Here is a 22,962-nt window from a genome sequence, read left to right as displayed (position 1 = left end):
TTAAATTTCTCCGTAAAAGCCTTCTTGGACGCTAATGCCCTTGCCTTGGCGAATCGTGTAAGGATAGGGGCGGGTGTCAGAGTGAGTCCCTCTAGATTTACGGACTTGAAGTACCCGAAAACCTTGCCCCGTCTGACCCATCTCACCCCAGTTCGGAACGTACACGTCCAGAACGACATCGTAACTATTGAGCAGGCTGTAAAGAATGCTCTCATTAAGTGTTTTGGGGAGAATCGTGTCAAATAATGCCACATCCAGTTGACGGAGCAGACGGTTCTTGCGTTCGATGAAGGTGATGAACTCATCCGGAGCATACTGGACAGCAAGTGGGGTGAGAGAATCTGTAATCAACCGACAGGGTTTGGGCATTGCCCGCAGGTGACGCTCGATATCGTAGAGAAAGCGTTCCATATCAGTCAGGTCGATATATTCTTGGCTAGAGAAAGGATGAGTGTCTAAAATACGCAGGTGTTGAGATCGCAAATAAGACTCGATCTCGACTCCGAACACTTCCATTTGTTGGCGTAGCAAGTAGCTAGGAGCCTCCGTCGCAATAAACAGAGCGCTTTCCCCTCGTTGCAATCCTTCAATGGCAAACTGCTGGGCGAGCGTCGTCTTGCCGACTCCCTGTTCCCCTCGCACCAACCAAGCAGAACCGTAGAAAACTCCCTCCCGTGCGATCGCGTTTAACGGCGAGAAAGCCAGTAGCGGCGGTGTCTTCATTCCGCTAGTTTTTTGCTCAGTCGGTGCCAGATATAACACCTCAATGCCCTGATGACCGATTTCCATGCGGTGGCGACCTGGCACATGGTCGGCGGCTCGCATTTTGTAAACTTCTATGTAGCGTCGGCGCTGAAGACCATTGACATCTGTGGAAAGGACAATCGTCCCATCCACCACGGTTTCTTCCACCCCAAAGCGAGAAAGGCGGTTCACTTCGCCTGCGGGAATATTCGAGATGAGAAAACCCACCGCACCAACCCGCTGCACCAGCGTGGACAATTGGAAAGTTTTTTCCCGCTGCACTGCCAAATCTTTCACTTTGTGCAGGAAGACAGAAAAAGAATCAATGACAAAGCGCGAAGGCTGGAAACTTGCGATTTCCTGTGCCATGTACTCTAAGTGTTCCTCGACCCGAATCTCCGTCTGGGGAATAAAAATGATCCGTAACAAGCCTTTGGCTTCCAAATCTTGAGGGTTCCAGCCGAAACCCTCTGCCATTCGGAACAAGCGATCGCGCGTTTCTTCAAAAGAAAACAGCAGTCCCTTCTCTCCCTGAAGAGCGCCATTAACTAGAAACTGCATGGCAAGCGTCGTCTTACCCGTTCCAGAAACACCGGAAAGGAGGATAGACCGCCCCTGAGGGATGCCGCCCCGAAGAATGCTATCTAGTCCAGTAATTCCTGTCGATGCCGTCTCGCTCTCCTCCTCCAAACTTGTCTCCCGACGTTTGAGCGTCAGCATTGAACCCAAAACCTGAACCCCCCCATCTGTGAGCGCAAACGGGTAAGGCACCATCTCCGTCGCTCGACCGCGCATTTTATATACCTGGAGAAAACGCTGCTGTTCCCCCTCCTGGAGTGCAATGTTCAGATAAACAATGCCATCAGCTACCGCAAACTCTGCCCCTTCGCCAATATCCGAGCGGTCATACTCCCCTAATAAAAAGGCGGTACACCGCGCACTCGCTAGACGAACGGAGAGGTCATAACAGAAGCGACGAAAATCGCTCACGTCGTCAGACAAATCGCGGATGGCTTTAAAGGAATCAATCGCCAGAATTTCCGGTTGGTGTTTTTCTACCCTGGCGAGAATCTCGTCAGCTAATTCGGTCAGGGAATGCTCGCGGATAAAAGGCCCGATATCCTGAAAAAGTACCTGTTCGCCAAAAACTTCTACATCAAAGAAGCTGAAGCACTGCATATAGCGCACCACCTTCAACGTCGGCTCCGAAAGGGTTGTCAGGTAAAGAACTTTGGCAGTGCTGTGATTCCGGATGTGGTTAAAGAGCATTTGCTGCACCAGGATTGTCTTACCTGTCCCCGGTTGTCCAGCAACAATATTCAGTGAATAAACAGGGATGCCTCCGCCCATTACGGCGTCTAAGTTGGGAACACCTGTCGGCATTAGTTTAATATTGCTCATCCCTCAGCCCTTTTCCAGTTGTTGTTTTAACTGCTGCACGAGGGGTTCCACCTTCCGCAACAGAATTCCACCCGTTAAATCGATTAGTAGAGCCATTACGTTATCAGTAAAAGCCATCAGTCCGGCTCGGACGGCTGTACGCTCGAAGGCATCCAAATTGTTCTTCAGTTGCTTAAGGCAAATTCCATTGCTATCGATATTAATTTCTTGGCATAGCGGATGGTCGCGACTTGCTTCTAAGAGGGCACTCCGAAAAACAGCAACCGTCGCCGTCTCGCCAATTAAACCGACAATGCGTTCCCACAGCCGCTCTAAAAGTTCGCTAAAGATGTCTAAAGTCTCCTGTTTGCCTGCTTCTAGCATCTCTGCTTGGGCTTGACGCAGTGTTGTCTTTTGGCTATCTTCATCCGTGGATTCTGTCATCTCCAACCTTCTCACGGCTCCTGTTCGCCGACGCCAGACTCTCAAGTAGACTCCTGTTCAGTCTGCTTGAGAGTCTACAGAACCCTAGCCTGGTGGCGTTTTTGTAAAACTTACCGTGCTTGTTATTACTGGTTTCTACCATAGTCCTCACCGCTAGGGTTAATTTAACGGTGATTTCTTTATTTTATGCTCAAAATTCTATCGGAAATGGCAACTGGCGGTGGTTGTGGGGCTGGCTTTGCCTGAGTAAGGAGAGGTAGAAACCCCTCAATTTCCTACTTCTCAGGAGAATTGAGGAGCTTCTCAGTAAATCTGCTCAATTGAGATGCGCTTGATTGGTGGAATTAGATGGCTTGAATCCACTCTTTGACATCGTATTCAGTCCAGATGCCGTTTTGCCAGTAGGGGTCAGCTTCAATTAACTGGCGCACGGCGGCTTCATCTTCCGCCTCATAGATGCCGAAGACTTTAGTGATGTCCTTCGTCGGGCCAATCGTCATCAGAATACCCGCTTCTTTTTGGGCAGCAAGACCGTCTAGATGCGCTTGCCGGTAAGGCGATCGCTTTTCTAAAACATCTTCGCAATAGCTTCCCCACATTACGTATTTAGGCATGGTTAATAGTAGTAAAGTTTTGATGTTTTGAGTTTTGAGGGTTAAATCAACATTCAACCCTCAAAACTTTATTTAACTTCTCAGATTAACGCCGAATTTTTCGACGAGCGCGTCGCGGACTTTTTGATGCACTGGCTCGACATCTTCATCGGTAAGCGTGCGATCGCTAGCTCGGTAAACTAAGCGAAACGCTAAGCTGCGTTGTCCTTCCGGGACATTTTTCCCTTGATATTCATCAAACAACTCGACCGATTCTAGTAGGGATGTCCCCTTGTGTTTGTCTGCAATGGCAGCTTTCGCGATCGCTCGTTTCAAGTCTGAGACAGAAACCTGAATCGAGGCGAACAAAGCCAAATCTCGGCTGGATGCGGGGAAGGTAGAGTAAGGCTTGAACAGAGGCGTCCGGTTTTCCTCTGCATCCAGGTAATCTAAAACCACATCCAAATCCAACTCGAAGACGTAGACTTCATCCGGCAAGTCCCGTTCTTGGCGGAGTTGGGGATGGAGTTGCCCAAACGTTCCCAATCGGTTTCCCTGCACCCACAAAGAAGCCGTGCGTCCGGGATGCAGCCGTGGATCGCGGCGGTCTGGTTGATATTCGACTGGGAGGCTGAGTTGCTCAAATACACTTTGCAACACTCCTTTGGCTTCAAACCAAGTCATCGGTTGTGGCTTGCCTCCTCGCGTCCAAGTGCCTTGGGTAGAGGAGTCGCCGCCTAAAATTCCAGCAACGGAATCAGCTTCGATCAGTCCATCCTCTTCCCGCCAGAAGATCCGACCCATTTCAAACCCGTTCAAGGGGCCGTTACCTTGTTCTAAGTTGTACTGGAAGGAGTCAATCAAAGCGGAGATCAGCTCAGTTCGCAGAGACGAATATTCTGCAAACATGGGATTTGCGATCGCGACTTCTGTATCGTTCTTAGTTTTCGCTACGGAGTAAGAGTAATGCATGACTTCTGTCAATCCTGCTGCGCGGAAAGCTTCCCGCATCTGACGCATCAGCATCTGATCGACCGAAAGATACCCCGGTTCAGTCTTGTCGGGTAGGGTATCGCAGAATTTGTTATAGCCGTAGAGGCGAGCTACTTCTTCAATGAGATCGATTTCTCGCTCCAAGTCTCGGTAGCGATAAGGCGGTACTTTCACCATCCACTTCAGGGATTCCAAAGGCTGAAGCTTAGAATCTTCTCGATCCGTCCGCATTCCACCTTCATCCTGCTTCGTCACTGGCTGTAGCTGACACCCTAGTGCCGTTAGGATGCGCTCAACATCTTCAGCGTGAACTTCCCCTGTAGTTTCAGTGTCTCCCATCTCTACTGGGCCTAAAACGTGATTTACCCGGTCTAGACGCAGTTCAATCGAACGACTCCAAGTTGACGGATCGGGTCTGGTGTCGGCAATTTCTTGTGCTACGGGAGTGCCCCCTGCAAACTCCGAGAGCAGCGCGATCGCTCGTTGACAAGCAATTCCCAATTCTGCCTGATTGACGCCCCGCTCGTAGCGCCCAGAGGCTTCTGTCCTTAAGTTTTGACTGCGTGCCGACCGGCGGATTGCCACCGGGTCAAACAAAGCGGCTTCTAAAATTAAATTTTCAGTCCCTTCATACACTTCGGTTTCTTCACCGCCCATGACCCCAGCCAGTGCCACCGGGTGGTCGTTGGCAGTAATCAGCAGATTTTGGGGTTGCAAGGTGCGGGTTTGACCGTCCAGGGTTTTGAGGGATTCCCCAGGATTGGCAAAGCGAACCCCGATCTGTAGCGGTGAGGTTCCCCCGGCTCCACCACTTGCCACGGATTGCAAGCGATCGCGGTCAAAGGCGTGCAGCGGCTGACCCCATTCCAGCAAAATATAGTTGGTAATATCTACCACGTTATTGATGGGTCGGACTCCAGCGGCTTGTAATCGCCCTTGCAACCATGTCGGAGAAGGCGCAATTTTGACCTTTTCGATGACCGTCCCGATGTAAGCCGGACACGCTTGACCCGAAGCAATTCGCAACTTCAGACCGCCATCCCCTTTCGGAATTGACACTTCTGGGGCTTGTGGAAGTCGCAGGGCGGCACCCGTCAGCGCCGAGACTTCCCGTGCAACGCCAACCATACTCAAAGCATCAGCACGATTCGCGGTAGATGTCAAGTCTAAAATTACATCATCTAAGCCTAGGAGCGCTCGCACATCGCTACCCAGTTGAAGATTTTCCTGCCCAAAAATATAAATTCCTGCGGACTCTTTTGCCAAACCTAATTCCGCTAAAGAGCAAATCATCCCCTCGGAAGGAACGCCCCGGAGTTTAGCCGGTTTAATTTTCAGATCAACAGCAGGTAGATAAGTCCCGATGGTGGCGATAGGCACATAAATATCTGCTCTGGCATTGGATGCCCCACAGACAATATTTAAGGGGGACGTTCCCCCCACATCGACCGTACACACCCTGAGTTTATCTGCATTCGGATGGGGTTGAATCTCTAGAACTTTCCCGACCACCACCCCATCCGCCCAAGTGCGGCGGTCTTCAATATCTTCTACTTCAAACCCAGCCATTGTTAGCGTGTGCGCCAACTCCGCCGGAGTCATCGTCAAGTCAACCAATTCTTGTAGCCAGTTCAGAGAAATACGCATTTACGCTTAAGCTTTTACTTACCTCAGCCCGATCATTTTACCGTTTTGTACAGCTGAAGCATTCCGGCGACGAGTGGGGAAAGCCAAAGATAGAAATGCCCGCAGACGCAGCCTTCTGGGAGAGTCTTCCGGGAGGGTGAGTGCGATCGCTTCTCCAGGTGAGCGTGTTGCTTAGCACCATCCCCCTTAGCTTCTTTTCTCTTTTGTTCTGCCAAAATTTTGCCCTCCCTTCCAGATAGCATGAGTGTTTTAGGGGTAACACCAATCACATCTAGCGCTTCCGGATGTGCTATCAAAGATATGGAAACAATTTTTGTGCTTAATCCCGATCCGCTTCTTTTGTTCGCCAGTTGTTTGATTACAATTTAATACCGTCTCTAACTGCAATGTTTGAGAAAAATCTTGGCAGTTGCAGGAGTACATCGTTTTTCAATTCTTTAAGCAAAGATTAATCGTCTTTAGCAACTCTTTAAAGAATTGTCCGTAAATGTACCATGCTTATTGTTTATTAATGCCTCGATAATTTAAGTTAGGGTAGCAATATCCGGTTTCAGCATCCCGGTGAGTCTGAATGAGCTACTGCCTCAATCCCGCCTGTCCAAATCCGCAAAACCACGACCACGCCGAAGTTTGTCGGTCCTGTGGCTCAGAACTCCTATTACGAAAGCGCTATCGAGTCAGTCAAGCGCTGGGGCAAGGAGGTTTTGGAGCGACCTTTTTAGCTGAGGATGAGTCTTTGCCTGGGGAGCCAAGTTGCGTAATCAAGCAACTAAGACCAGCAACGACTGTAGCCCACGTTTTACAAATGGCACGCGAGCTATTTGAACGAGAAGCCAGAACCTTGGGGAAAATCGGCAATCATCCCCAAGTGCCACGGCTGCTGGATTACTTTGAAGACAACCAGCAGTTTTACTTAGTGCAGGAGTATATCAGCGGCTTGACGCTACAGCAGGAGGTTAAAGGATCGGGACCTCTAAGCGAAGCTGGTGTCAAGCAATTCTTAAGCGAGATTTTGCCCGTCCTGCACTACATCCACAGCCAGCAGGTGATTCACCGGGACATCAAACCCGCCAACTTGATTCGCCGCGAACAAGACCGCAAACTGGTTCTGATTGACTTTGGAGCAGTGAAAAACCAAGTCAGTCCGACAACGGCAAACAGTAGCTCCGAGCAAACCGCTTTGACGGCTTACGCAATTGGGACACCTGGATTTGCCCCGCCCGAACAGATGGCAATGCGCCCGGTTTATGCGAGCGACCTGTATGCATTGGGAGTCACTTGCGTTTATCTGCTGACTGGAAAATCGCCAAAAGACTTAGATTACAACCCGTCAACGGGCGAAATGCTCTGGCGAAAGCAGCTTCAGATCAGCGATCATTTTGCTGATGTTCTCAAGAAATTGCTAGAGGTTTCGGTTCGTCATCGCTATCAGTCTGCTGAGGAAGTGTTGAGAGCGCTTGACCTTGAACCTTATCTCGACAGCTTGGAGCAAGGCTTAACGACTAAACCCAATAGCTCCCAGCGACAACCACAAACAGGCAATCGCTACACCAACTCTGGAGACTTAAGCAGTCCAACGCTTTCCTCAGCCCCTTCGACTGGCACTTCCGCCTCAGAACGTCTGGCGATGGCAATTCGAGCACGTCGAGAAAAGTTAGGCATGACCGGACCGCAAACCGGGGGAAGTATGTATAAACCAAGTCCTGCTACCGGCTCTGGTTATCCGCCGACGATGCTCAAAAATAGCGGTTCTAACGGCAATGCTAAGTCAAAACTTCCTCCCAAGTTGGATGCTGTTGGCGTGTTAACTGCCTACACCAAAGGTAGACGAGACTTTGCCTCTCAAGATTTAAGCTCGCTGAACCTGCAACGGGTTAACCTATCAGGAGGCATTTTTCATCAGGCTAAGTTAGCTAAAACCAACCTTCAGGGCGCTGACTTGTCTAGTGCCGATTTTGGCAGGGCGAATTTAGTTGGAGCAATTCTGAAGGAGGCAAATTTGGGCAGGGCTTACTTCAGCACGGCAAATTTGGAAGGAGCTGACCTACGCGGTGCAGATTTGAGCTTTGCCTATCTCAATCATGCGAATCTCCGAGGTGCAAATTTGTGTGGCGCTAATCTCACGGGGGCAAAAGTTAGCGAGGAACAGCTATCGCAGGCAAAAACGAATTGGGCAACCGTTTTAACCACTGGCAAAAGAGGTTTTTGGTAATTGGAAGGAACTAAGCGCAATAAGTTTTGAGTACGAAGAGAGTTCTGTAATTCAAAACTCAAAACTTTAAAGTTTTTACCAATGACTCTTTGGGTTAACCAATTGGTAAAACTTGCACCGGATCTCCAGATGCAATGAAGGTTTGACCTGCTGGTAAAACAGCCAGACCATTAGTTTGAGCAAGATTAATTAAATTACCGGAACTGTGACTACCGCCAGCCAAATGAAATTCATAAGTACCGTTTACTAAATTCATTTTGCCCCAAAGGTAACTTTCTCGTTTACCGTCTGAACGCAAATCGTGATGCGATCGCGCTTGTACAAACTTTGGCTCCCAGCCATCAGCTAGACCAGCAAGTTTTCTCACGGCTGGCTGCACAAATCGCCAAAAACTCACCAAGGAAGAAACTGGATTTCCCGGTAGACCAAAGTATAGAATCGGACGCTGGGCGTTGGGAAATCTGGCGACGGTTAAAGGTTTACCGGGTTTAACCGCAACAGCACGGATATGAATCTCAGCACCGAGTTGGGCAAGAATTTCATCCACATAATCGTAGTCGCCTACGGAAACGCCGCCGGAGGAAATGACCACGTCAGCGGTGGCGACAGCTTGCGCGATCGCTTTCTTGAGTGCCTCTGGTTCATCCCTGACAATCCCCAGCATCTGAGGTTCTGCGCCCGTCTGTGCCACTAATGCAGCGAGGGCGTATTGATTGGAGTCCACGATCTGACCGGGCTTTAGGGTTCGATCCGGTGTCACCAATTCGTCGCCAGTGGACAGAATTGCCACGCGAGGGCGTCGGTAAACGGGCAATTGAGTACACTGAGCCGCTGCTAAGATAGCGATTTCCGGAGCATTGAGTCTAATTCCCCCTGGCAAAAGGGGAGTTCCCGCCTGGTAAAAAGCTGCCCGGTGACGCACAAAGGCTCCTAATTCTGCTGGAGCAGCGAAGATAAACACTTGCTTCTCCTCCCGCCGCGTCACTTCCTGCATCACTACAGTATCAGCGCCCTCTGGCATCACCGCACCCGTCAAAATGCGGGCGGTTTGCCCAGTTTGGAGCGATCGCTGCGGTTGATATCCGGCTGGAATCTCTTCTACAATTTCCAGCACCACTGGCTGTTCGGCGCTAGCTCCCTGCACATCGGCAAATTGCACCGCATACCCATCCATTGCTGAATTCGTCCAGTGGGGAAAATCCAACTCGCTCGTCACCGCAGCCGCTAGAATCCGACCATTGGCACGAGAGAGGTCTACAACCTCAGCATCCATCTGGTTATCTAGAGGTGGCACTAAATCGAAAATGATTGCCTCTGCTTCTTTAACCAACAACATCGCCATCAATCCAGCCTCTTCTCAAGAATTGTCTAAAAAATTGTCAGTTAGTAGAGACGCTGATTCATCGCATCTACAGGTTAGTTGCATTGCCTAGCGGCTCTTTTAACCAAGATATCGGTGAGTCGCTTTTGTCTATCCAATGAAACCCGCCGATGCCAGTTAGTTGGTGGGCACTGTTTGGAGAGCCGTACCCCTAGAGTCGTCGCTATCAACACATTCACGGACAACAGACAAAAAGCGGTTAGGTGAAAGCTTAATATGGAAATAGACCGTCGGAAAAGCTATTTTTCATGCGTAACGAACTGACCAACCGCCGATTACCTAAGGTGCCAATTGAGCGACGGTGTATTGCTTTTGCGATTGATTTTCTAATTATTTGGCTCTTTAGCTTGCCCTTTGGGGCAAATACTCCGGGTATCCCGATTGCACAAATCTTGGTTTTCATTATCGCATGGCTAGCTGGGCGAGTGCTTCTGGTTGCGCGAAATCAGGGACAGAGTGTGGGACGCTGGGCTTTGGATATGAAAGTCGTCGATCCCAAATACCGCAAAACTCCTGGGCTTTTTGAGTTATGCAAGCGCGAAGGGATTCTGGGATTCGCTGCTGTTTTGGCGATGGTGGGACTGACCATTGGGGTGTCGAACGGGGTCTCTTTACTGCTGCTGATCAGCCCTCTAGCAGTGGATTGTGGAGTGGCTTTTGCAGATGCTGAGTGGCAACAAGCTTTTCACGATCGCGTTGGGCGAACTTGTATCGTGCAGACGCGCCGAGGTTATTCTTTAGATATCCGCGTCAAAAAATTACTTGCTCAAGTGACTCGTCGTATGAAATAATATTGGTTTGTGTTTAATTTTGTCCTCTTGAATTTTGTAGAAATAGCATTATGGCAAGTAAGAAGGGGGCGCGCCTGATTGTGACGTTGGAATGCACCGACTGTCGCACCAACATCGCCAAGCGATCGCCGGGTGTTTCCCGATACACAACCACCAAGAACCGCCGGAACACGACGGCGCGGATTGAACTGAAAAAGTTTTGCACCCACTGCAACCAACATACCGTCCACAAAGAAATTAAGTAATCATCAGTCCTGAGTCATTAGTTTTTGATTAATGACCAATGACTGCTGAGTGCTGAGTGCTGACAATTAACAACGAATCACCAACGATGACTTACTTCCGTCGCCGCCTTTCCCCAATTAAACCTGACGAACCCATCGACTACAAAGATGTCGATTTGTTGCGGAAATTTATTACAGAGCGGGGTAAAATACTGCCTCGCCGAATTACAGGTTTAACAGCAAAGCAACAACGAGATTTAACCGTAGCAATTAAGCGGGCACGGCTTTTGGCTCTGTTGCCCTTTATTAACCCTGAAGGTTAACTCAATTTTGGATTGGGGATGGGTGGATTTTGGACTTAGATCGAAAATCTACAATTTACAATCGCCACGCCGCTAAACTGGTAGATAGATGGGCTGTCCAATGAATGCTACTGCGTAAGCCAAAAACTTGTGGAGAAAGGAACGTTAATTGAGTTTCGGCTGCATGGAGAGCGGCGTCTTGCTGTTGCAGAACGTCAAGAAGGCAAAACGCACTGGATTGTGGTAGACGAGAAAGGTCAATCCCACATCATCCATCCCCGACAAATGACCTATAAGATTGCAGGTGAAAGCTATAAACCTGCACAAATTTCCAGCTTCCTCCAAGAGGTACAGCGCTATCTGGACCCAACTGGCTTGGAGGTAGCATGGGAATTATTGGTAGAGGATGGAACGAGCGTTACAGATGTGGAAATGGCGTCAGTGCTGTTTTCTGACAAAAGTGCCCCCCTATGTTACGCAGCGTACTATTTGCTATCTGAAGATAGACTTTATTTCAAGCAAAAAGGCGATCGCTACGAGCCGCGTCCTGCTACTCAGGTAGCAGAACTAAAACATCAGATAGAAGTCGAAAAAGAACGGCTCTTGCGGCGGCAAGAATTTGTAGAGCGCGTGCAAAAGGCGCTCTCTGGCGAACAGGTAGAGTGGGAACGCCGCGAACGTCAACGCCTGGAAGCCATTGAAAAATATGCGGCTCTGTTGACAGATGTCGTTCGTGCTGGACTCAATCAAGAATCTCTGAATCGCGCCTATCCCCCTCCAGCACCTGTTTTGGAAACAATGAGCGAGCTTGGACGCCCCGGAACTCCCCAAGCTGCGTTTCAACTGCTGGTGGATTTGGGATTGTGGAGTCCTCACGAAAATCTATATCTGCGGCGCAGTCAGATCCCCGTTCACTTTCCAGACAAGGTGATAGAAGTGGCTAAGCAGTATGCTGAGTTCGCGCCGAACGATTCGGATGAGCACCGATTAGATCTGACTCATTTGAAGGTGTACACGATTGATGATGAAAGTACAAAGGAAATAGACGATGGATTGAGTATGGAAACCCTCGCCGATGGGCGTCAGCGGCTTTGGATACACATTGCCGACCCCTCGCGCTTGGTTTCCCCAGGAGATGAATTAGACTTAGAAGCTAGACGGCGTACCACAACGTTGTATTTACCGACGGGGATGATTCCGATGTTCCCGCCGAGTTTGGCAACCGGGCCGATGAGCTTAGTGCAAGGAAAAATTTGTTGGGCGCTGAGCTTTGGCGTGCTTTTGGATGAAAAAGGTGCCGTAGAGGACTATTGCATCAGTGCCAGCTTAATTAAGCCGACCTATCGCCTGACTTACGACGATGTGGATGAGATGCTGCAACTGGGTATCCAGGCAGAACCAGAAATAACAGCGATCGCTTCTTGGGCGAAACGTCGCCAATCATGGCGGCAGTCCCAAGGCTCGATTAACATCCATATGCCAGAGGCGATGATTAAAGTAAATGGTGACGAAATCATCATTGAAATTTTGGAAGACTCACCCGCACGCCAGTTGGTAGCGGAGATGATGATTCTCACGGGTGAAGTGGCTGCCCACTACGGCAAAACTCACAATATTCCTCTGCCCTTTCGCAGTCAACCCCAACCCGAACTTCCCTCAGAAGAGGAACTATTGCAGCTGCCCGCAGGACCTGTGAGATTTTGTGCAATGCGGGGATGTATGCCTCGTAGCGAAATGAGCCTCACGCCGGGACGACACGCCGGTTTGGGGCTGGAAACCTACGCTCAGGTAACATCTCCAATCCGCCGCTACAGCGACTTGCTGGCGCATTTCCAAATAAAGGCGCATTTACGCGGTGAACCCACGCCATTCTCAGCGCAAGAGTTACAAGAAGTTATGCTGGGTATCGGCACCGCCTCCCAAGAAGCAAGGTTAGTGGAACGCCAGACAAATCGTTATTGGGGGTTAGAGTACCTGCGGCGTCATGGCGATCAGGTTTGGCAAGCGCTGATGCTGCGATGGTTGCGAGAAGATGACCGATTAGGATTAATTTTGTTAGAAGATTTGGGATTAGAGTTGGCGATGCGGTTCACCCACTCAGTGGCACTTGGCGATCGCTTAGAAGTCCGAGTCAGCCATGCCGACCCCCGGCAAGATGTCATTCAGTTCCGCCAGCTTATCGATCAGGAAGCTCAGCCAGCTGGCACGTAAAAAAATAGTGCAAAGGATTGATTCGACAGGACTGAGTGAGAAAATAGTGCTGAGGACTACCTCAAGAGGAAGAAACAGAAAATAGATTTCACGTTTCCCCTGATGTTTATTTTTTACCTCAACGATCGGTCTTCAGCTTTCAGTCCTCAGTCCTTTCCAGCGGGGCGAGAAAAGACAAGCTATGAATAACATTCGCAAAACTATCGCCATTGTCGGAATCACCACAGTAATTGGTGGAATTCCTACTGCTGTCTACGCTCAGTTGCCGCCCAGCCAGTTACTGAGTGCAGCTGATAATAATAAGGCAACGATGAGCGCGGTTGATTTATACAACCGGGGCGTTGATAAACTAGACGCCGGTGATTATGAGGGGGCGATCGCAGACTTTGACGAAGCGATCCGTCTTGCTCCCCAGGATGCAGAGTCTTATTACAACCGGGGGTATGCCCGTCACGTCCTCGGAGCTTATCAGCAAGCGATCGCAGATTACACTGAGGCGATTCGGATTAATCCTGAGTACGGAAATGCTTACGGCAACCGGGGATATTCCTACTATCTTCTCGAAAATTATCAACAAGCGATCGCTGATTCTACAGAGGCGATCCGACTCAATCCCAAAGATGCAAGTGTCTATATTAACCGAGGCAATGCTCGCGACGATCTAGGAGAAACCCAAGCCGCAATTGCCGATTTTAACCAAGCTTTACAAATCGACCCCAAGAATGCCAGAGCTTATTACAATCGGGGTTTAGCTTACAACCGGCTAGGACAACATGCCAAAGCGCTTGACGATTATACTCAGACGGTAAATTTAGATTCTAAATTTGCTGAAGCCTATTACAACCGCGCAATCACCTACTTACGATTGAATAATCGTCAAGCCGCAGTTGCAGATTTTCAGAAATCCGCAGACCTTTTCAAGTCCCAAGGAAGAACAGAAAGTTACCAAGACGCCCTAGAAGCGACAAAAAACCTTCAACGGTAAACCTACGTTCAATTCAAAGTAGAAGGCAAAAGACAAAAAAACGAAATTCTGTTTCTTTTTACGTTTAACTTTTTACTTTTGCCTTATTTCACCCGTTCCTAAAAAGTATCAGGTGGGTGCTTAGCCTACATTGGATGCCGAAATAGCAACAAATATTAAGCTGCTAAGCAAAGCGATCGCGCCAATTCCCATGAAGAGATAGTTACGCTTTTGATCCTGGGTTGGCGGTTCTGCTTTGTAAACTTTTGGTTCTACTGCAAAATTGTTCAAACGTCCGCCGTCTTCGGTTGTATATCGCATGAATGATATCCTTATCTAGGATTTATTTTGTAAATAATTGTAACAAAAAATCGGGTCAATGTACTCTATCTTTTGCATGAATTATTTACACTACTTCCGCCAGAGGAGAGAATCTTGGTACCGACTAAGTGCAGGGGTGCCAAGGAGAGGTTGAACTTACATTCTTCTCAGCCCCTTTAGCCTTTAACTGGTAATCGTGCCAGTCAGGGGAGAACTGGGGTTGGCGTAGACTTTTACAGGGATTCGTCCGGCTTGATAGGCGAGACGCCCAGCCTCAACACCCAGAGCCATTGCGCGACCCATCGCGGCTGGATTTTTTGCCCCAGCGATCGCACTATTGATCAACACGGCATCAGCCCCCATCTCCATTGCCTGCGCTGCCTCACTGGGCGTAGCTAGTCCGGCATCCACCACCACCGGCACCCCAGCATTCTCAATAATGATTTCAATATTCGCTGCATTCTTGATGCCCTGTCCGGAACCAATCGGAGAACCCAAAGGCATCACCGTCGCACAGCCAACCTCTTCCAATCGTTTAGCCAGTAAGGGGTCAGCATTGATATAAGGGAGAACCGCGAAGCCTTCCTTCACTAGTTGCTCTGCCGCTTCCAAAGTACCAATTGGGTCGGGCAGGAGATACTTTAAGTCAGGAATCACCTCTAACTTGACAAAGTTATTGTCTTCTTGACCCAAAAGTTTTGCCATCTCCCGCCCCAGACGTGCCACTCGAATCGCCTCTTCAGCCGTTTTACAGCCAGCCGTGTTGGGTAGCATCCAGATTTTTGTCCAATCCAACGCTTCAGCCAGCCCTTCATGTCCGGGCGCTTTTGTTTGTACCCGGCGCACCGCCACAGTAACAATTTCGCAACCGCTAGTCACAATACTTTGCTGCATTTCTTCGATGCTGCGATACTTGCCGGTACCAGTCATCAGGCGAGAGCGAAAAGTCCGACCCGCAATAATTAAAGGATCGGATGGCAGGGTTTCCAAGGAATGATTCATCTGTATGGACGAGCCTGGAATTCTCCCGGATTCAGAAGGATGGCTTATTTGAAGCATTTTGGGGGTTGCATTGATGGGTTTAGATCCAGCGTAGAACCTGGAGTAGTGAAAATGGTCTAACAGGGGATCGGACTTTTGCTCCCAAATCAAGTCTGCCACTAAGGAGGCCGTCACGGGTGCCAGCAAAATTCCATTGCGGTAATGACCCGTCGCCAGCGTTAAATTCTCGCAGGCGCTAGAACCGAGAATCGGTAACTCATCGGGTGTCGCCGGTCGAAATCCCCACCAAAATTCTTGGATAGGAAAGTTCTGCAAGGCAGGATAAAGCCGAATCGCGCTTTCCAGTAAGGTTCTGATTCCGGCTGGAGTGTTATGGGGTGTGAATCCCACATCCTCGCTAGTGGCTCCCACGATCAGTTGTCCATTCCGACGCGGCACGATGTAGATTTCCTCACCAAACAGCACCCGCTTGAGAGGCAATCCCTCTTGGCTGCCACCAGGCACTTGCACGGACAACATTTGACCCTTTTTCGGGCTGACCGGAATTGGCAATAATTCATTTGACCAAGCCCCGGTGGCTAAGACATAGTGTTGAGCGCGAAAATCCCCAGATGCTGTTCTGACGCAGTTGATTCTCCGGTTCTGTTGCTGGAGGGCTTCAGCTGCCACGCCTTCACGGATATCTACACCTAATTCCCTCACTGCCACCCGCAAGGCTTGAACTAAAGCCCGATTGTCTACTTGACCATCTTCGGGATACCACCAACCACCAACAACGTCTGAACCCAGTCCGGGTTGAATTTGATGAATTGCATCTTTATCTAACCAATGTGCTAAGGAGTGAGGACTGAGGGCTGAGGACTGAGGATTGAGATAAACGGGTGCCAAGATGCCACTAGGCCAATAGCCGATAGATACCCCTGCGATCGCTTCCAGTTTGCTTGCCCAGTCCGGATACAAATCCCGACTCCGCAGACATAAATCCAGCATTGCGCCCGTCGGAATCCCTTCTGCTTGGGGTGCTAGCATTCCAGCAGCAGCATGAGCCGCTGCGGAATTGAAGTCGCGGCACAAGACGGTGACGGTTGCCCCCCGTAAGCGAAGTTCGAGGGCGATCGCTAAGCCAATCGCACCGCCGCCGATGATAAGAATGTCAGTTTCTGTATTCATATAGATATAGCCGCTTTCACTAAAATCCGACTCTAAGGCTTCCAATAAATCAACGCATACGCCTTAGAAAAAAATGGCGTCCTAATTTAAGCCTAGTCAAGAAGCGTTCTCGATGAGGGGTAGCGATCGCTTTAGTCTTGGTCATGACGACGGATTGCTTCGGAACACCAGGCGCTCCGCAAAACCATCCCTCCTCCCCTTTCGGTGATTGATGTTAGCCTCTTCCCGCCCCTCTGCGATCTTCTCCCTGACTGTGAACTCAACTCGGATTCCTAGAAAACTGTCTCTCAAAAATTAATAATTATTCATCAAAATCCCCACTTTACTTGCAGATGCCTCTGTGACCCTTTTGATTAGCCATCTGCTTCAGGCAGTGTAGCCGATTAGGCGAAGTCAATCCGAGTTATAGGTACAGTTTAAGACTTTCTCGACGAGCGACGTTGTTCGCAGAGTCCTAAATAGCCTCAAATTATCGGTTTCACGTTGTAGCGTGAGCGTCTTCTCTTCGCCCCGAGCTTTTTGTCTTTTGTTCCCCATTCTTAATTAAGAGAGTACAAAACCTCTTAAATATTTAAATTGCAGCTTTATCAGCATTTTTAGCAAAAGAAAAACATTAAAGAATTATCTATTTTCTCAATAATCGCGATTAGTACCTAATCCATTCCTCCATCCCCTTTATTTTCTGCGGCAGTTGGACAATAATGCAGTTCATACCCAGATAAAAAGCAATCTACGGCTGGCTTTCTTCGGCAGCGACTTTATTCATGCCCTGCCTAACACCAAAGACAACCATCCTGGTTTGAAATGAAACTATAGGAGACGAAGCGCGTGAAACTGTCAGTATACGGAAAAGGCGGAATCGGCAAATCCACAACCAGCTGCAATATCTCTGTGGCTCTAGCCAAGCGCGGCAAGAAAGTCCTGCAAATTGGCTGTGACCCCAAGCACGACAGCACCTTCACCCTGACCGGCTTCCTGATTCCCACAATTATCGACACGCTTCAAGAAAAGGACTACCACTACGAAGATGTCTGGGCTGAAGATGTCATCTACAAAGGCTATGGCGGCGTTGATTGCGTAGAAGCAGGGGGTCCCCCAGCTGGTGCCGGTTGCGGCGGTTACGTGGTAGGCGAAACCGTGAAGTTACTCAAGGAACTGAACGCCTTCGATGAGTACGATATCATTCTGTTTGACGTACTCGGTGACGTGGTATGTGGCGGCTTTGCAGCTCCCCTCAACTATTCTGACTACTGCTTGATTGTCACTGACAACGGCTTTGACGCCTTGTTTGCAGCCAACCGGATTGCCGCTTCTGTCCGTGAAAAAGCTCGGACTCACCCCCTGCGTCTCGCCGGATTGATTGGCAACCGCACTGCTAAGCGCGACCTGATCGAGAAATACATTTCTGCGGTACCGATGCCAGTGCTAGAAGTGTTACCGCTGATTGAAGACATTCGCGTTTCCCGCGTTAAGGGCAAAACTCTGTTTGAAATGGCAGAGACTGACCCCTCGCTCAACTACGTCTGCGATTACTACCTCAACATTGCCGACCAAATTCTGGCGCGTCCAGAGGGTGTTGTGCCTAACGATGCTCCAGACCGCGAGTTGTTCTCCTTGCTGTCTGATTTCTACCTCAATCCCACCAAGCCAGAGGTGAAGACTGAAGAACAAGAGCTAGATATGATGATGGTTTAGGGATCTAAGGATGGAGAATGGATCAATGCTTTTAGTGTCAATCTTGACGTGCGTATTGTTATGCACCATTCTCCAAACCAAATTATTTTCACCAGCATCAGCATCAAGTCCAACTGTGAACACCGAGCAGCTATGTCCTGAGCAGCTACATCCTGAGCAGTTACGTCCTGAGCAGTTACGTCCTGAGCAGCTACGGGAATCGGTCAGAGCCAAATGGCTAGACTACTATCGAAGAAATCGTCACTGGCTCAATCGTCTGCAAGTCTGGGTGACATCTGAAGGACAAAGACGCCCTACCTCCAGCTTCATTTTGGCGACGCTATCGACTCTAGACCCGCAATTTAATGAGATGCTTCCCCTGATTGTGGACCTCAATGCAGACCCCGACCGAATTGTGGCGAGCTTTGGGCTAGACTTCGATCCCGACGATGAGCTAGAGGCAATACCGGCTGCTCCCGACGATGAGCTAGAGGCACTATCGGCTGAAAAAACAGATACAGAGGAAGTCAGAATGCTACCTCCGGCTGCTCTCAATGTTGCTCAATCAGCCAGTCGTATCGCTGCTAAGGTGGATGAATCTTGCGAGGGAGTTTATAAAAAGCATCGCTTTCCTTGGCAGCGTTAAAAGTTAACATCAGTATTGGCAGGATGAGCTAACAGAAAGTATGACTTTATTTTGAAAACTTTACATCTGCTTTGAAGCAGAAGTGGTTGGAATATTTTCAAGCGAATCGTTCCTGGATCGCTCTGCAAATGAAGCTTAAGGATGCAGAGATTGTCGCTCTAATCCCAGAGCCTGAGTAATTTGTCAATAGTTATGAGTCATAAAGTCAGAATTTCTTGGTCTCTGGAATGACTAATAACTAATCACCTTTTGACTAACAATCAATTAAAAATTTGAGAGGAAACCTTTACTATGACCCTTGCGAATACAGAACCGGAAGCGCTTAATTTTGAGTGTGAAACTGGAAATTATCATACATTTTGTCCCATCAGCTGCGTAGCTTGGTTGTACCAAAAGATAGAAGATAGTTTCTTCCTAGTTATTGGTACAAAAACCTGTGGCTACTTCTTACAAAACGCGATGGGGGTGATGATTTTTGCGGAACCCCGCTACGCGATGGCTGAGTTGGAAGAAGGAGATATCTCCGCTCAGTTGAATGACTATGAAGAGTTGAAGCGGCTGTGTTTGCAAATTAAGCGCGATCGCAACCCCAGCGTCATTGTTTGGATTGGCACCTGCACAACCGAAATCATCAAAATGGATTTGGAAGGCTTGGCACCCAAGCTAGAATCCGAAATTGGCATCCCCATTGTGACGGCTCGCGCCAATGGTTTAGACTACGCCTTTACTCAAGGGGAAGACACCGTGCTGGCGGCGATGGCTGCCCGGTGTCCCGATAAAGCGCCCGTGGTAGAAACTGAGAAGAAAGAAAGGAATGCGATCGCTTCTCTGCTCAACTTCGGCAAGAAAAAAGAAGATGTTGCCGCCGATGAATCGGAATATGTCAAGCATCCGCCACTGGTTCTCTTCGGTTCTCTCCCCGATCCAGTTGTTACCAATCTGACACTGGAACTGAAAAAGCAAGGCATTAAAGTTTCAGGTTGGTTGCCATCCAAGCGTTACACCGAATTGCCAGTTCTGGAAGAAGGGTACTACGTCTCTGGCATGAACCCCTTCCTCAGCCGCACTGCTACCACCCTGATGCGTCGCCGCAAGTGCAAACTCATCGGCGCACCCTTCCCCATTGGTCCCGATGGCACCCGCGCCTGGATTGAGAAAATTTGCTCGGTGTTTGGGATTGAACCCAAAGGGCTAGAGGAGCGGGAAGCGCAAATCTGGGAAAATCTGGAAGACTATGTCCAGTTGATTCGCGGCAAATCTGTCTTCTTCATGGGCGATAACTTGTTGGAAATCTCTTTAGCTCGTTTCCTGGTGCGCTGTGGCATGACTTGCCCGGAAATCGGCATCCCCTACATGGATAAGCGCTATCAAGCCGCTGAGTTGGCGTTGCTAGAGAAAACTTGCCACGAAATGGGTGTACCAACGCCTAGAATTGTGGAGAAGCCGGACAACTATAACCAAATTCAGCGTATTTACGAACTCAAACCAGATTTGGTGATTACTGGTATGGCGCACGCTAACCCACTGGAAGCACGCGGTATCAATACTAAGTGGTCTGTTGAGTTCACTTTTGCTCAGATTCACGGCTTTACAAATGCTCGTGACATTCTGGAGTTGGTGACTCGTCCGCTGCGCCGGAATAACAACCTTAAAGATTTGGGTTGGGATAAGTTAGTGAGAGAAGAAGCGAAGATTTAAGAACCTCGCCCCTTGCCCCTTTCCGCTTTTCGGTGAGGGGCGTAATAGATAATAAATAGTAGGAGCGATCTAGATGCGATCGCTCCTATTACTTTTATCAGTAAAGTTAGGTCATCTTGATAGAAGGGTCGAATTGCGATCGCTTTTTTACCCAACTACAGAGGACGCGAAGGAAGAGAGGAAGCGATCGCAAACACAGGATAACTATATGAGTTCTTTAACTAATAACTACACCAAACTTCAGTAATATTCTGGGTAGGCAATCATCCAAATTCTTAATATGTTCATCCGATAATTCGATTAAGTTGAGCTGGTACTTCTGATATAGCTCCTGCTTAACTCGCTTACGTGCCGCATACTCTTGATCGTTGTCGTATCCCCAATACTCGATATACACTCTCCCTGATGGAAGATAAAAGTCACAGTACGCTTCTTCCTCAATGGGTAGTCGTCGTTCGTAAGCATGAACGATTCCCGAAACATACAACCAATTATCAATCAGAGCTTCAGCCTTTGATCGAACCCAATGCCCATCAGTGGTGCGATGCTGGGCGCTAGCCCGAAACTTCTCGCGAAACCCTTGTTCGCTGGTTGCTTCCTTGGTACTTGTTTCTAAACTATCACCATTGATACTTTGGATAGTCGTGAGGAACGCTTGATTCGTCAGAATCGACTCAGACCAGAGAACGTATAGCGTGCCGTCTTGCGAATAAGTTTTTTGCACCGCACCGAAGTTAATTCCTAACTTGGTAGCAACCCAGCCGTTCTGGTCTTTGCTCAACAATCCTAATTCAGCCAAAATGGGATTAACTTTGTGCTTGGGTATTGCCAGTTTCTCGCTGATGCTGGTAGCGGACAACAGCGGTGGGGAAGACGATGGCTGAGGCTTCGGTTTAGGTTTTGGTGTGGGTGACGCTTGAGTGTTGTTAGCCTTCCAATGCTCGTAACACAATTTATGACCTGGTTTAGAAACTTGTTTAGTACATCCTGGTTCAGTACAAATTTCCATTGATGAAAGTTCATTAAGCTTAGATACGGCATTGGCTAGCTTCATGAGCGATCGCTCTAAGTTCATATCAATATACACAGCTAAACTGCTGGGTATTTTAACAGCCCTCAAAGACGCTCCGATTCAGGAGTAATACTGAATTTCAACCTAATTGCATGGCACCATCAATAAATGCTTTCCAAGCTTTTGTTAGTTCTTCAGTTTTCAGTTGGTAGTTTGACTGTGCGAATTAGATGGAAAAAGGCATTTGTGTCAGAAGACGTACTGGCTTGAAGTGCTACAAAGCCTTCCGGAAGGGTTGTACAGTTACAAAACCCACTTTAGTTTTAGCTTGTCTGAGTTAGAGCGATCGCACTCCCCTTTTTTGCACTTGCGTAGCATTCAACCCCAGTTTAGTCAGAGGCAGCTAGAATTAAATGAAACTTTGGGCGATCGCTCAGGATCGTTCCCTGCACTAAAACGCGGTAGGAGAAAAAACTGTATGAAAACAAAATTATCTTTGGTTACGATCGCTTCTAGCACTGCGATCGCTAGTAGCATTTTGTTGGGTTCAGTCAGTTCCGCTCAACCCTGTTCGCTTAGGTCTACTTATTATCGAGAACGGTACGAGCAAGCGAGTTGGTTACGTTCTCCATTGGCAGCAGTCATTACATTACCTGGAATCGCCCTCGCAGCAGCACTCTATCTTGGCGGTCGTTCCTACCAGCGCTAAGCAAATTTGAACTGTACCGCAGGCATCTGGCATTGGGTTTTTCGGAGCAAAATTGCTTGAGAAACAAAAGACGCGATCGCTATCCTAGCTCCAACCCAAACCCCGATCGGAACAGCGTTAGAAGCAAGCGATCGCCCCAAGCCCTAACTAAAGACGGCTTTCTATATGCCGTTGTCAGATAGCACGTTATACTGTGTCGTGTTATTCCTGCTCCACCTGACGCAGCGAGGCTGTCATGGGCGCTACTTTACGACAGATTGCCACGTATCTAGACAATCAAGGTTGGAAATATCATATTGACGAAGAAGCGTACCGGATTCTGACGGGTGTACAAGCTGAAAACGTAGACGAATTCTTGATTGTTGTCCAGCTGGATGAGGATGGGGAATTTTTCAAGGTATTTGCGCCCCAAGTTATATCTGGAGTTAAAGATCATCCTTACAAAGAAGCGATCCTCCAGACAATGCTGTGCATTTCCTGGGAAACCAAAATGCTGCAATGGGAATATGACCCAAACGATGGCGAAATTCGTGCCATCATTGAGTTTCCCTTAGAAGATTCAAGTCTTACCGAAAAACAATTCAACCGTTGTTTGTCAGGTTTAATTCAAATTATTGATAATGTAGCGATGCCTCGACTGAAAGAGGTGATGGAAACCGGCAAAGATCCAGGCGATCGAGAATTGGGAGAAAGGCTACTGCTTACCCTTCAAGAAGAAGCTCCTGGATTACTGCAAATGCTGGAGAGAGCGATGGAAGCGCGTAAGAAGCGGGGACTATTCCCATCTGAGTGAATCTGAATCCGGGCACGAAGATCGCTATACTCCAAAGTAATAACCTTACGA

General features: G+C 48.7%; 21 protein-coding genes and 1 pseudogene. 13 read left to right on the top strand and 9 right to left on the bottom strand.

The window, feature by feature from the left end:
- The 5 genes from NDA06_RS05715 to NDA06_RS05695 form a co-directional block, all read right to left on the bottom strand.
- Nucleotides 1-2,145, bottom strand: coding sequence for an ATPase domain-containing protein (locus tag NDA06_RS05715; RefSeq protein ID WP_190534647.1), 2,145 nt, complete (start codon nucleotides 2,143-2,145; stop codon nucleotides 1-3).
- Nucleotides 2,146-2,148: 3 nt separating this feature from the next.
- Nucleotides 2,149-2,568, bottom strand: coding sequence for a hypothetical protein (locus NDA06_RS05710; RefSeq protein WP_190436898.1), 420 nt, complete (start codon nucleotides 2,566-2,568; stop codon nucleotides 2,149-2,151).
- Nucleotides 2,569-2,912: 344 nt separating this feature from the next.
- The gene (locus NDA06_RS05705; RefSeq protein ID WP_190412575.1) at nucleotides 2,913-3,182 is read right to left on the bottom strand and encodes a YciI family protein; all 270 of its coding nucleotides are present in this window, start codon (nucleotides 3,180-3,182) and stop codon (nucleotides 2,913-2,915) included.
- A 72-nt stretch (nucleotides 3,183-3,254) separates the two neighbouring features.
- On the bottom strand, nucleotides 3,255-5,801 hold the full coding sequence (gene pheT / locus NDA06_RS05700; RefSeq protein ID WP_190985022.1) for a phenylalanine--tRNA ligase subunit beta: 2,547 nt from the start codon (nucleotides 5,799-5,801) through the stop codon (nucleotides 3,255-3,257).
- Nucleotides 5,802-5,833: 32 nt separating this feature from the next.
- Nucleotides 5,834-6,097 carry a hypothetical protein gene (locus NDA06_RS05695; RefSeq protein ID WP_190985021.1) on the bottom strand — a complete coding sequence of 88 codons (264 nt, stop codon included), beginning with the start codon at nucleotides 6,095-6,097 and terminating at the stop codon, nucleotides 5,834-5,836.
- A 275-nt stretch (nucleotides 6,098-6,372) separates the two neighbouring features.
- On the opposite strand from NDA06_RS05695, the gene NDA06_RS05690 reads away from it, so the two are divergent.
- Nucleotides 6,373-8,013: a serine/threonine-protein kinase gene (locus NDA06_RS05690; RefSeq protein ID WP_348251690.1), complete on the top strand. Its 1,641-nt coding sequence runs from the start codon at nucleotides 6,373-6,375 to the stop codon at nucleotides 8,011-8,013.
- Nucleotides 8,014-8,107: 94 nt separating this feature from the next.
- Here NDA06_RS05690 and glp read toward each other — a convergent pair whose 3' ends face one another.
- Nucleotides 8,108-9,349, bottom strand: coding sequence for a gephyrin-like molybdotransferase Glp (gene glp, locus NDA06_RS05685; RefSeq protein WP_190985042.1), 1,242 nt, complete (start codon nucleotides 9,347-9,349; stop codon nucleotides 8,108-8,110).
- Between the two features lie 293 nt (nucleotides 9,350-9,642).
- Between glp and NDA06_RS05680 the strand changes: the two genes are divergently transcribed.
- The 5 genes from NDA06_RS05680 to NDA06_RS05660 all read left to right on the top strand — a co-directional run bounded on the left by NDA06_RS05680 (nucleotide 9,643) and on the right by NDA06_RS05660 (nucleotide 13,907).
- On the top strand, nucleotides 9,643-10,185 hold the full coding sequence (locus NDA06_RS05680) for an RDD family protein (protein WP_190412571.1): 543 nt from the start codon (nucleotides 9,643-9,645) through the stop codon (nucleotides 10,183-10,185).
- A 50-nt stretch (nucleotides 10,186-10,235) separates the two neighbouring features.
- Nucleotides 10,236-10,430 (top strand): 50S ribosomal protein L33, encoded by a 195-nt coding sequence (rpmG, locus tag NDA06_RS05675; protein WP_190412570.1) that lies wholly within the window; start codon nucleotides 10,236-10,238, stop codon nucleotides 10,428-10,430.
- Nucleotides 10,431-10,516: 86 nt separating this feature from the next.
- Nucleotides 10,517-10,732: a 30S ribosomal protein S18 gene (gene rpsR / locus NDA06_RS05670; protein ID WP_190412875.1), complete on the top strand. Its 216-nt coding sequence runs from the start codon at nucleotides 10,517-10,519 to the stop codon at nucleotides 10,730-10,732.
- 129 nt (nucleotides 10,733-10,861) lie between these two features.
- Nucleotides 10,862-12,922: an RNB domain-containing ribonuclease gene (locus NDA06_RS05665; protein WP_190985019.1), complete on the top strand. Its 2,061-nt coding sequence runs from the start codon at nucleotides 10,862-10,864 to the stop codon at nucleotides 12,920-12,922.
- 181 nt (nucleotides 12,923-13,103) lie between these two features.
- On the top strand, nucleotides 13,104-13,907 hold the full coding sequence (locus tag NDA06_RS05660) for a tetratricopeptide repeat protein (RefSeq protein WP_190985018.1): 804 nt from the start codon (nucleotides 13,104-13,106) through the stop codon (nucleotides 13,905-13,907).
- 120 nt (nucleotides 13,908-14,027) lie between these two features.
- Here NDA06_RS05660 and NDA06_RS05655 read toward each other — a convergent pair whose 3' ends face one another.
- Nucleotides 14,028-14,207 (bottom strand): ssl1498 family light-harvesting-like protein, encoded by a 180-nt coding sequence (locus NDA06_RS05655; RefSeq protein ID WP_190412567.1) that lies wholly within the window; start codon nucleotides 14,205-14,207, stop codon nucleotides 14,028-14,030.
- Nucleotides 14,208-14,390: 183 nt separating this feature from the next.
- The gene (gene thiO / locus NDA06_RS05650) at nucleotides 14,391-16,379 is read right to left on the bottom strand and encodes a glycine oxidase ThiO (RefSeq protein WP_190985017.1); all 1,989 of its coding nucleotides are present in this window, start codon (nucleotides 16,377-16,379) and stop codon (nucleotides 14,391-14,393) included.
- Nucleotides 16,380-17,207: 828 nt separating this feature from the next.
- Between thiO and bchL the strand changes: the two genes are divergently transcribed.
- The 4 genes and pseudogenes from bchL to NDA06_RS05630 all read left to right on the top strand — a co-directional run bounded on the left by bchL (nucleotide 17,208) and on the right by NDA06_RS05630 (nucleotide 20,397).
- Entirely contained in the window at nucleotides 17,208-18,074 is an 867-nt protein-coding gene (gene bchL / locus NDA06_RS05645) for a ferredoxin:protochlorophyllide reductase (ATP-dependent) iron-sulfur ATP-binding protein (RefSeq protein ID WP_190412565.1), read from the top strand.
- A gap of 10 nt (nucleotides 18,075-18,084) precedes the next feature.
- Nucleotides 18,085-18,699 (top strand): DUF5331 domain-containing protein, encoded by a 615-nt coding sequence (locus NDA06_RS05640; RefSeq protein WP_348251689.1) that lies wholly within the window; start codon nucleotides 18,085-18,087, stop codon nucleotides 18,697-18,699.
- A 59-nt stretch (nucleotides 18,700-18,758) separates the two neighbouring features.
- Nucleotides 18,759-18,878, top strand: a pseudogene (locus tag NDA06_RS05635) (DUF5331 domain-containing protein); the annotation flags it as partial.
- Between the two features lie 112 nt (nucleotides 18,879-18,990).
- Entirely contained in the window at nucleotides 18,991-20,397 is a 1,407-nt protein-coding gene (locus NDA06_RS05630) for a ferredoxin:protochlorophyllide reductase (ATP-dependent) subunit N (RefSeq protein ID WP_190429383.1), read from the top strand.
- Between the two features lie 217 nt (nucleotides 20,398-20,614).
- On the opposite strand, the gene NDA06_RS05625 is transcribed toward NDA06_RS05630, so the two are convergent.
- The gene (locus NDA06_RS05625) at nucleotides 20,615-21,484 is read right to left on the bottom strand and encodes a hypothetical protein (RefSeq protein WP_347277007.1); all 870 of its coding nucleotides are present in this window, start codon (nucleotides 21,482-21,484) and stop codon (nucleotides 20,615-20,617) included.
- A gap of 403 nt (nucleotides 21,485-21,887) precedes the next feature.
- Here NDA06_RS05625 and NDA06_RS05620 point away from each other — a divergent pair, with 403 nt between their 5' ends.
- From NDA06_RS05620 to NDA06_RS05610, 3 genes are read left to right on the top strand one after another with little or no spacing between them, the layout of a single operon-like run.
- Nucleotides 21,888-22,118, top strand: coding sequence for a hypothetical protein (locus NDA06_RS05620; RefSeq protein WP_190412561.1), 231 nt, complete (start codon nucleotides 21,888-21,890; stop codon nucleotides 22,116-22,118).
- A 56-nt stretch (nucleotides 22,119-22,174) separates the two neighbouring features.
- Entirely contained in the window at nucleotides 22,175-22,300 is a 126-nt protein-coding gene (locus tag NDA06_RS05615; protein ID WP_277877557.1) for a hypothetical protein, read from the top strand.
- 53 nt (nucleotides 22,301-22,353) lie between these two features.
- Nucleotides 22,354-22,911, top strand: coding sequence for a hypothetical protein (locus NDA06_RS05610; RefSeq protein ID WP_190412560.1), 558 nt, complete (start codon nucleotides 22,354-22,356; stop codon nucleotides 22,909-22,911).
- The last annotated feature ends 51 nt before the right edge of the window (nucleotides 22,912-22,962 follow it).

It is taken from the genome of Trichocoleus sp. ST-U1 (assembly GCF_039961835.1).
Classification (GTDB): domain Bacteria; phylum Cyanobacteriota; class Cyanobacteriia; order Cyanobacteriales; family FACHB-T130; genus FACHB-T130.
Note: the sequence above shows the minus strand (reverse complement) of the source record. Positions and strands in the feature narration are given on the sequence as shown.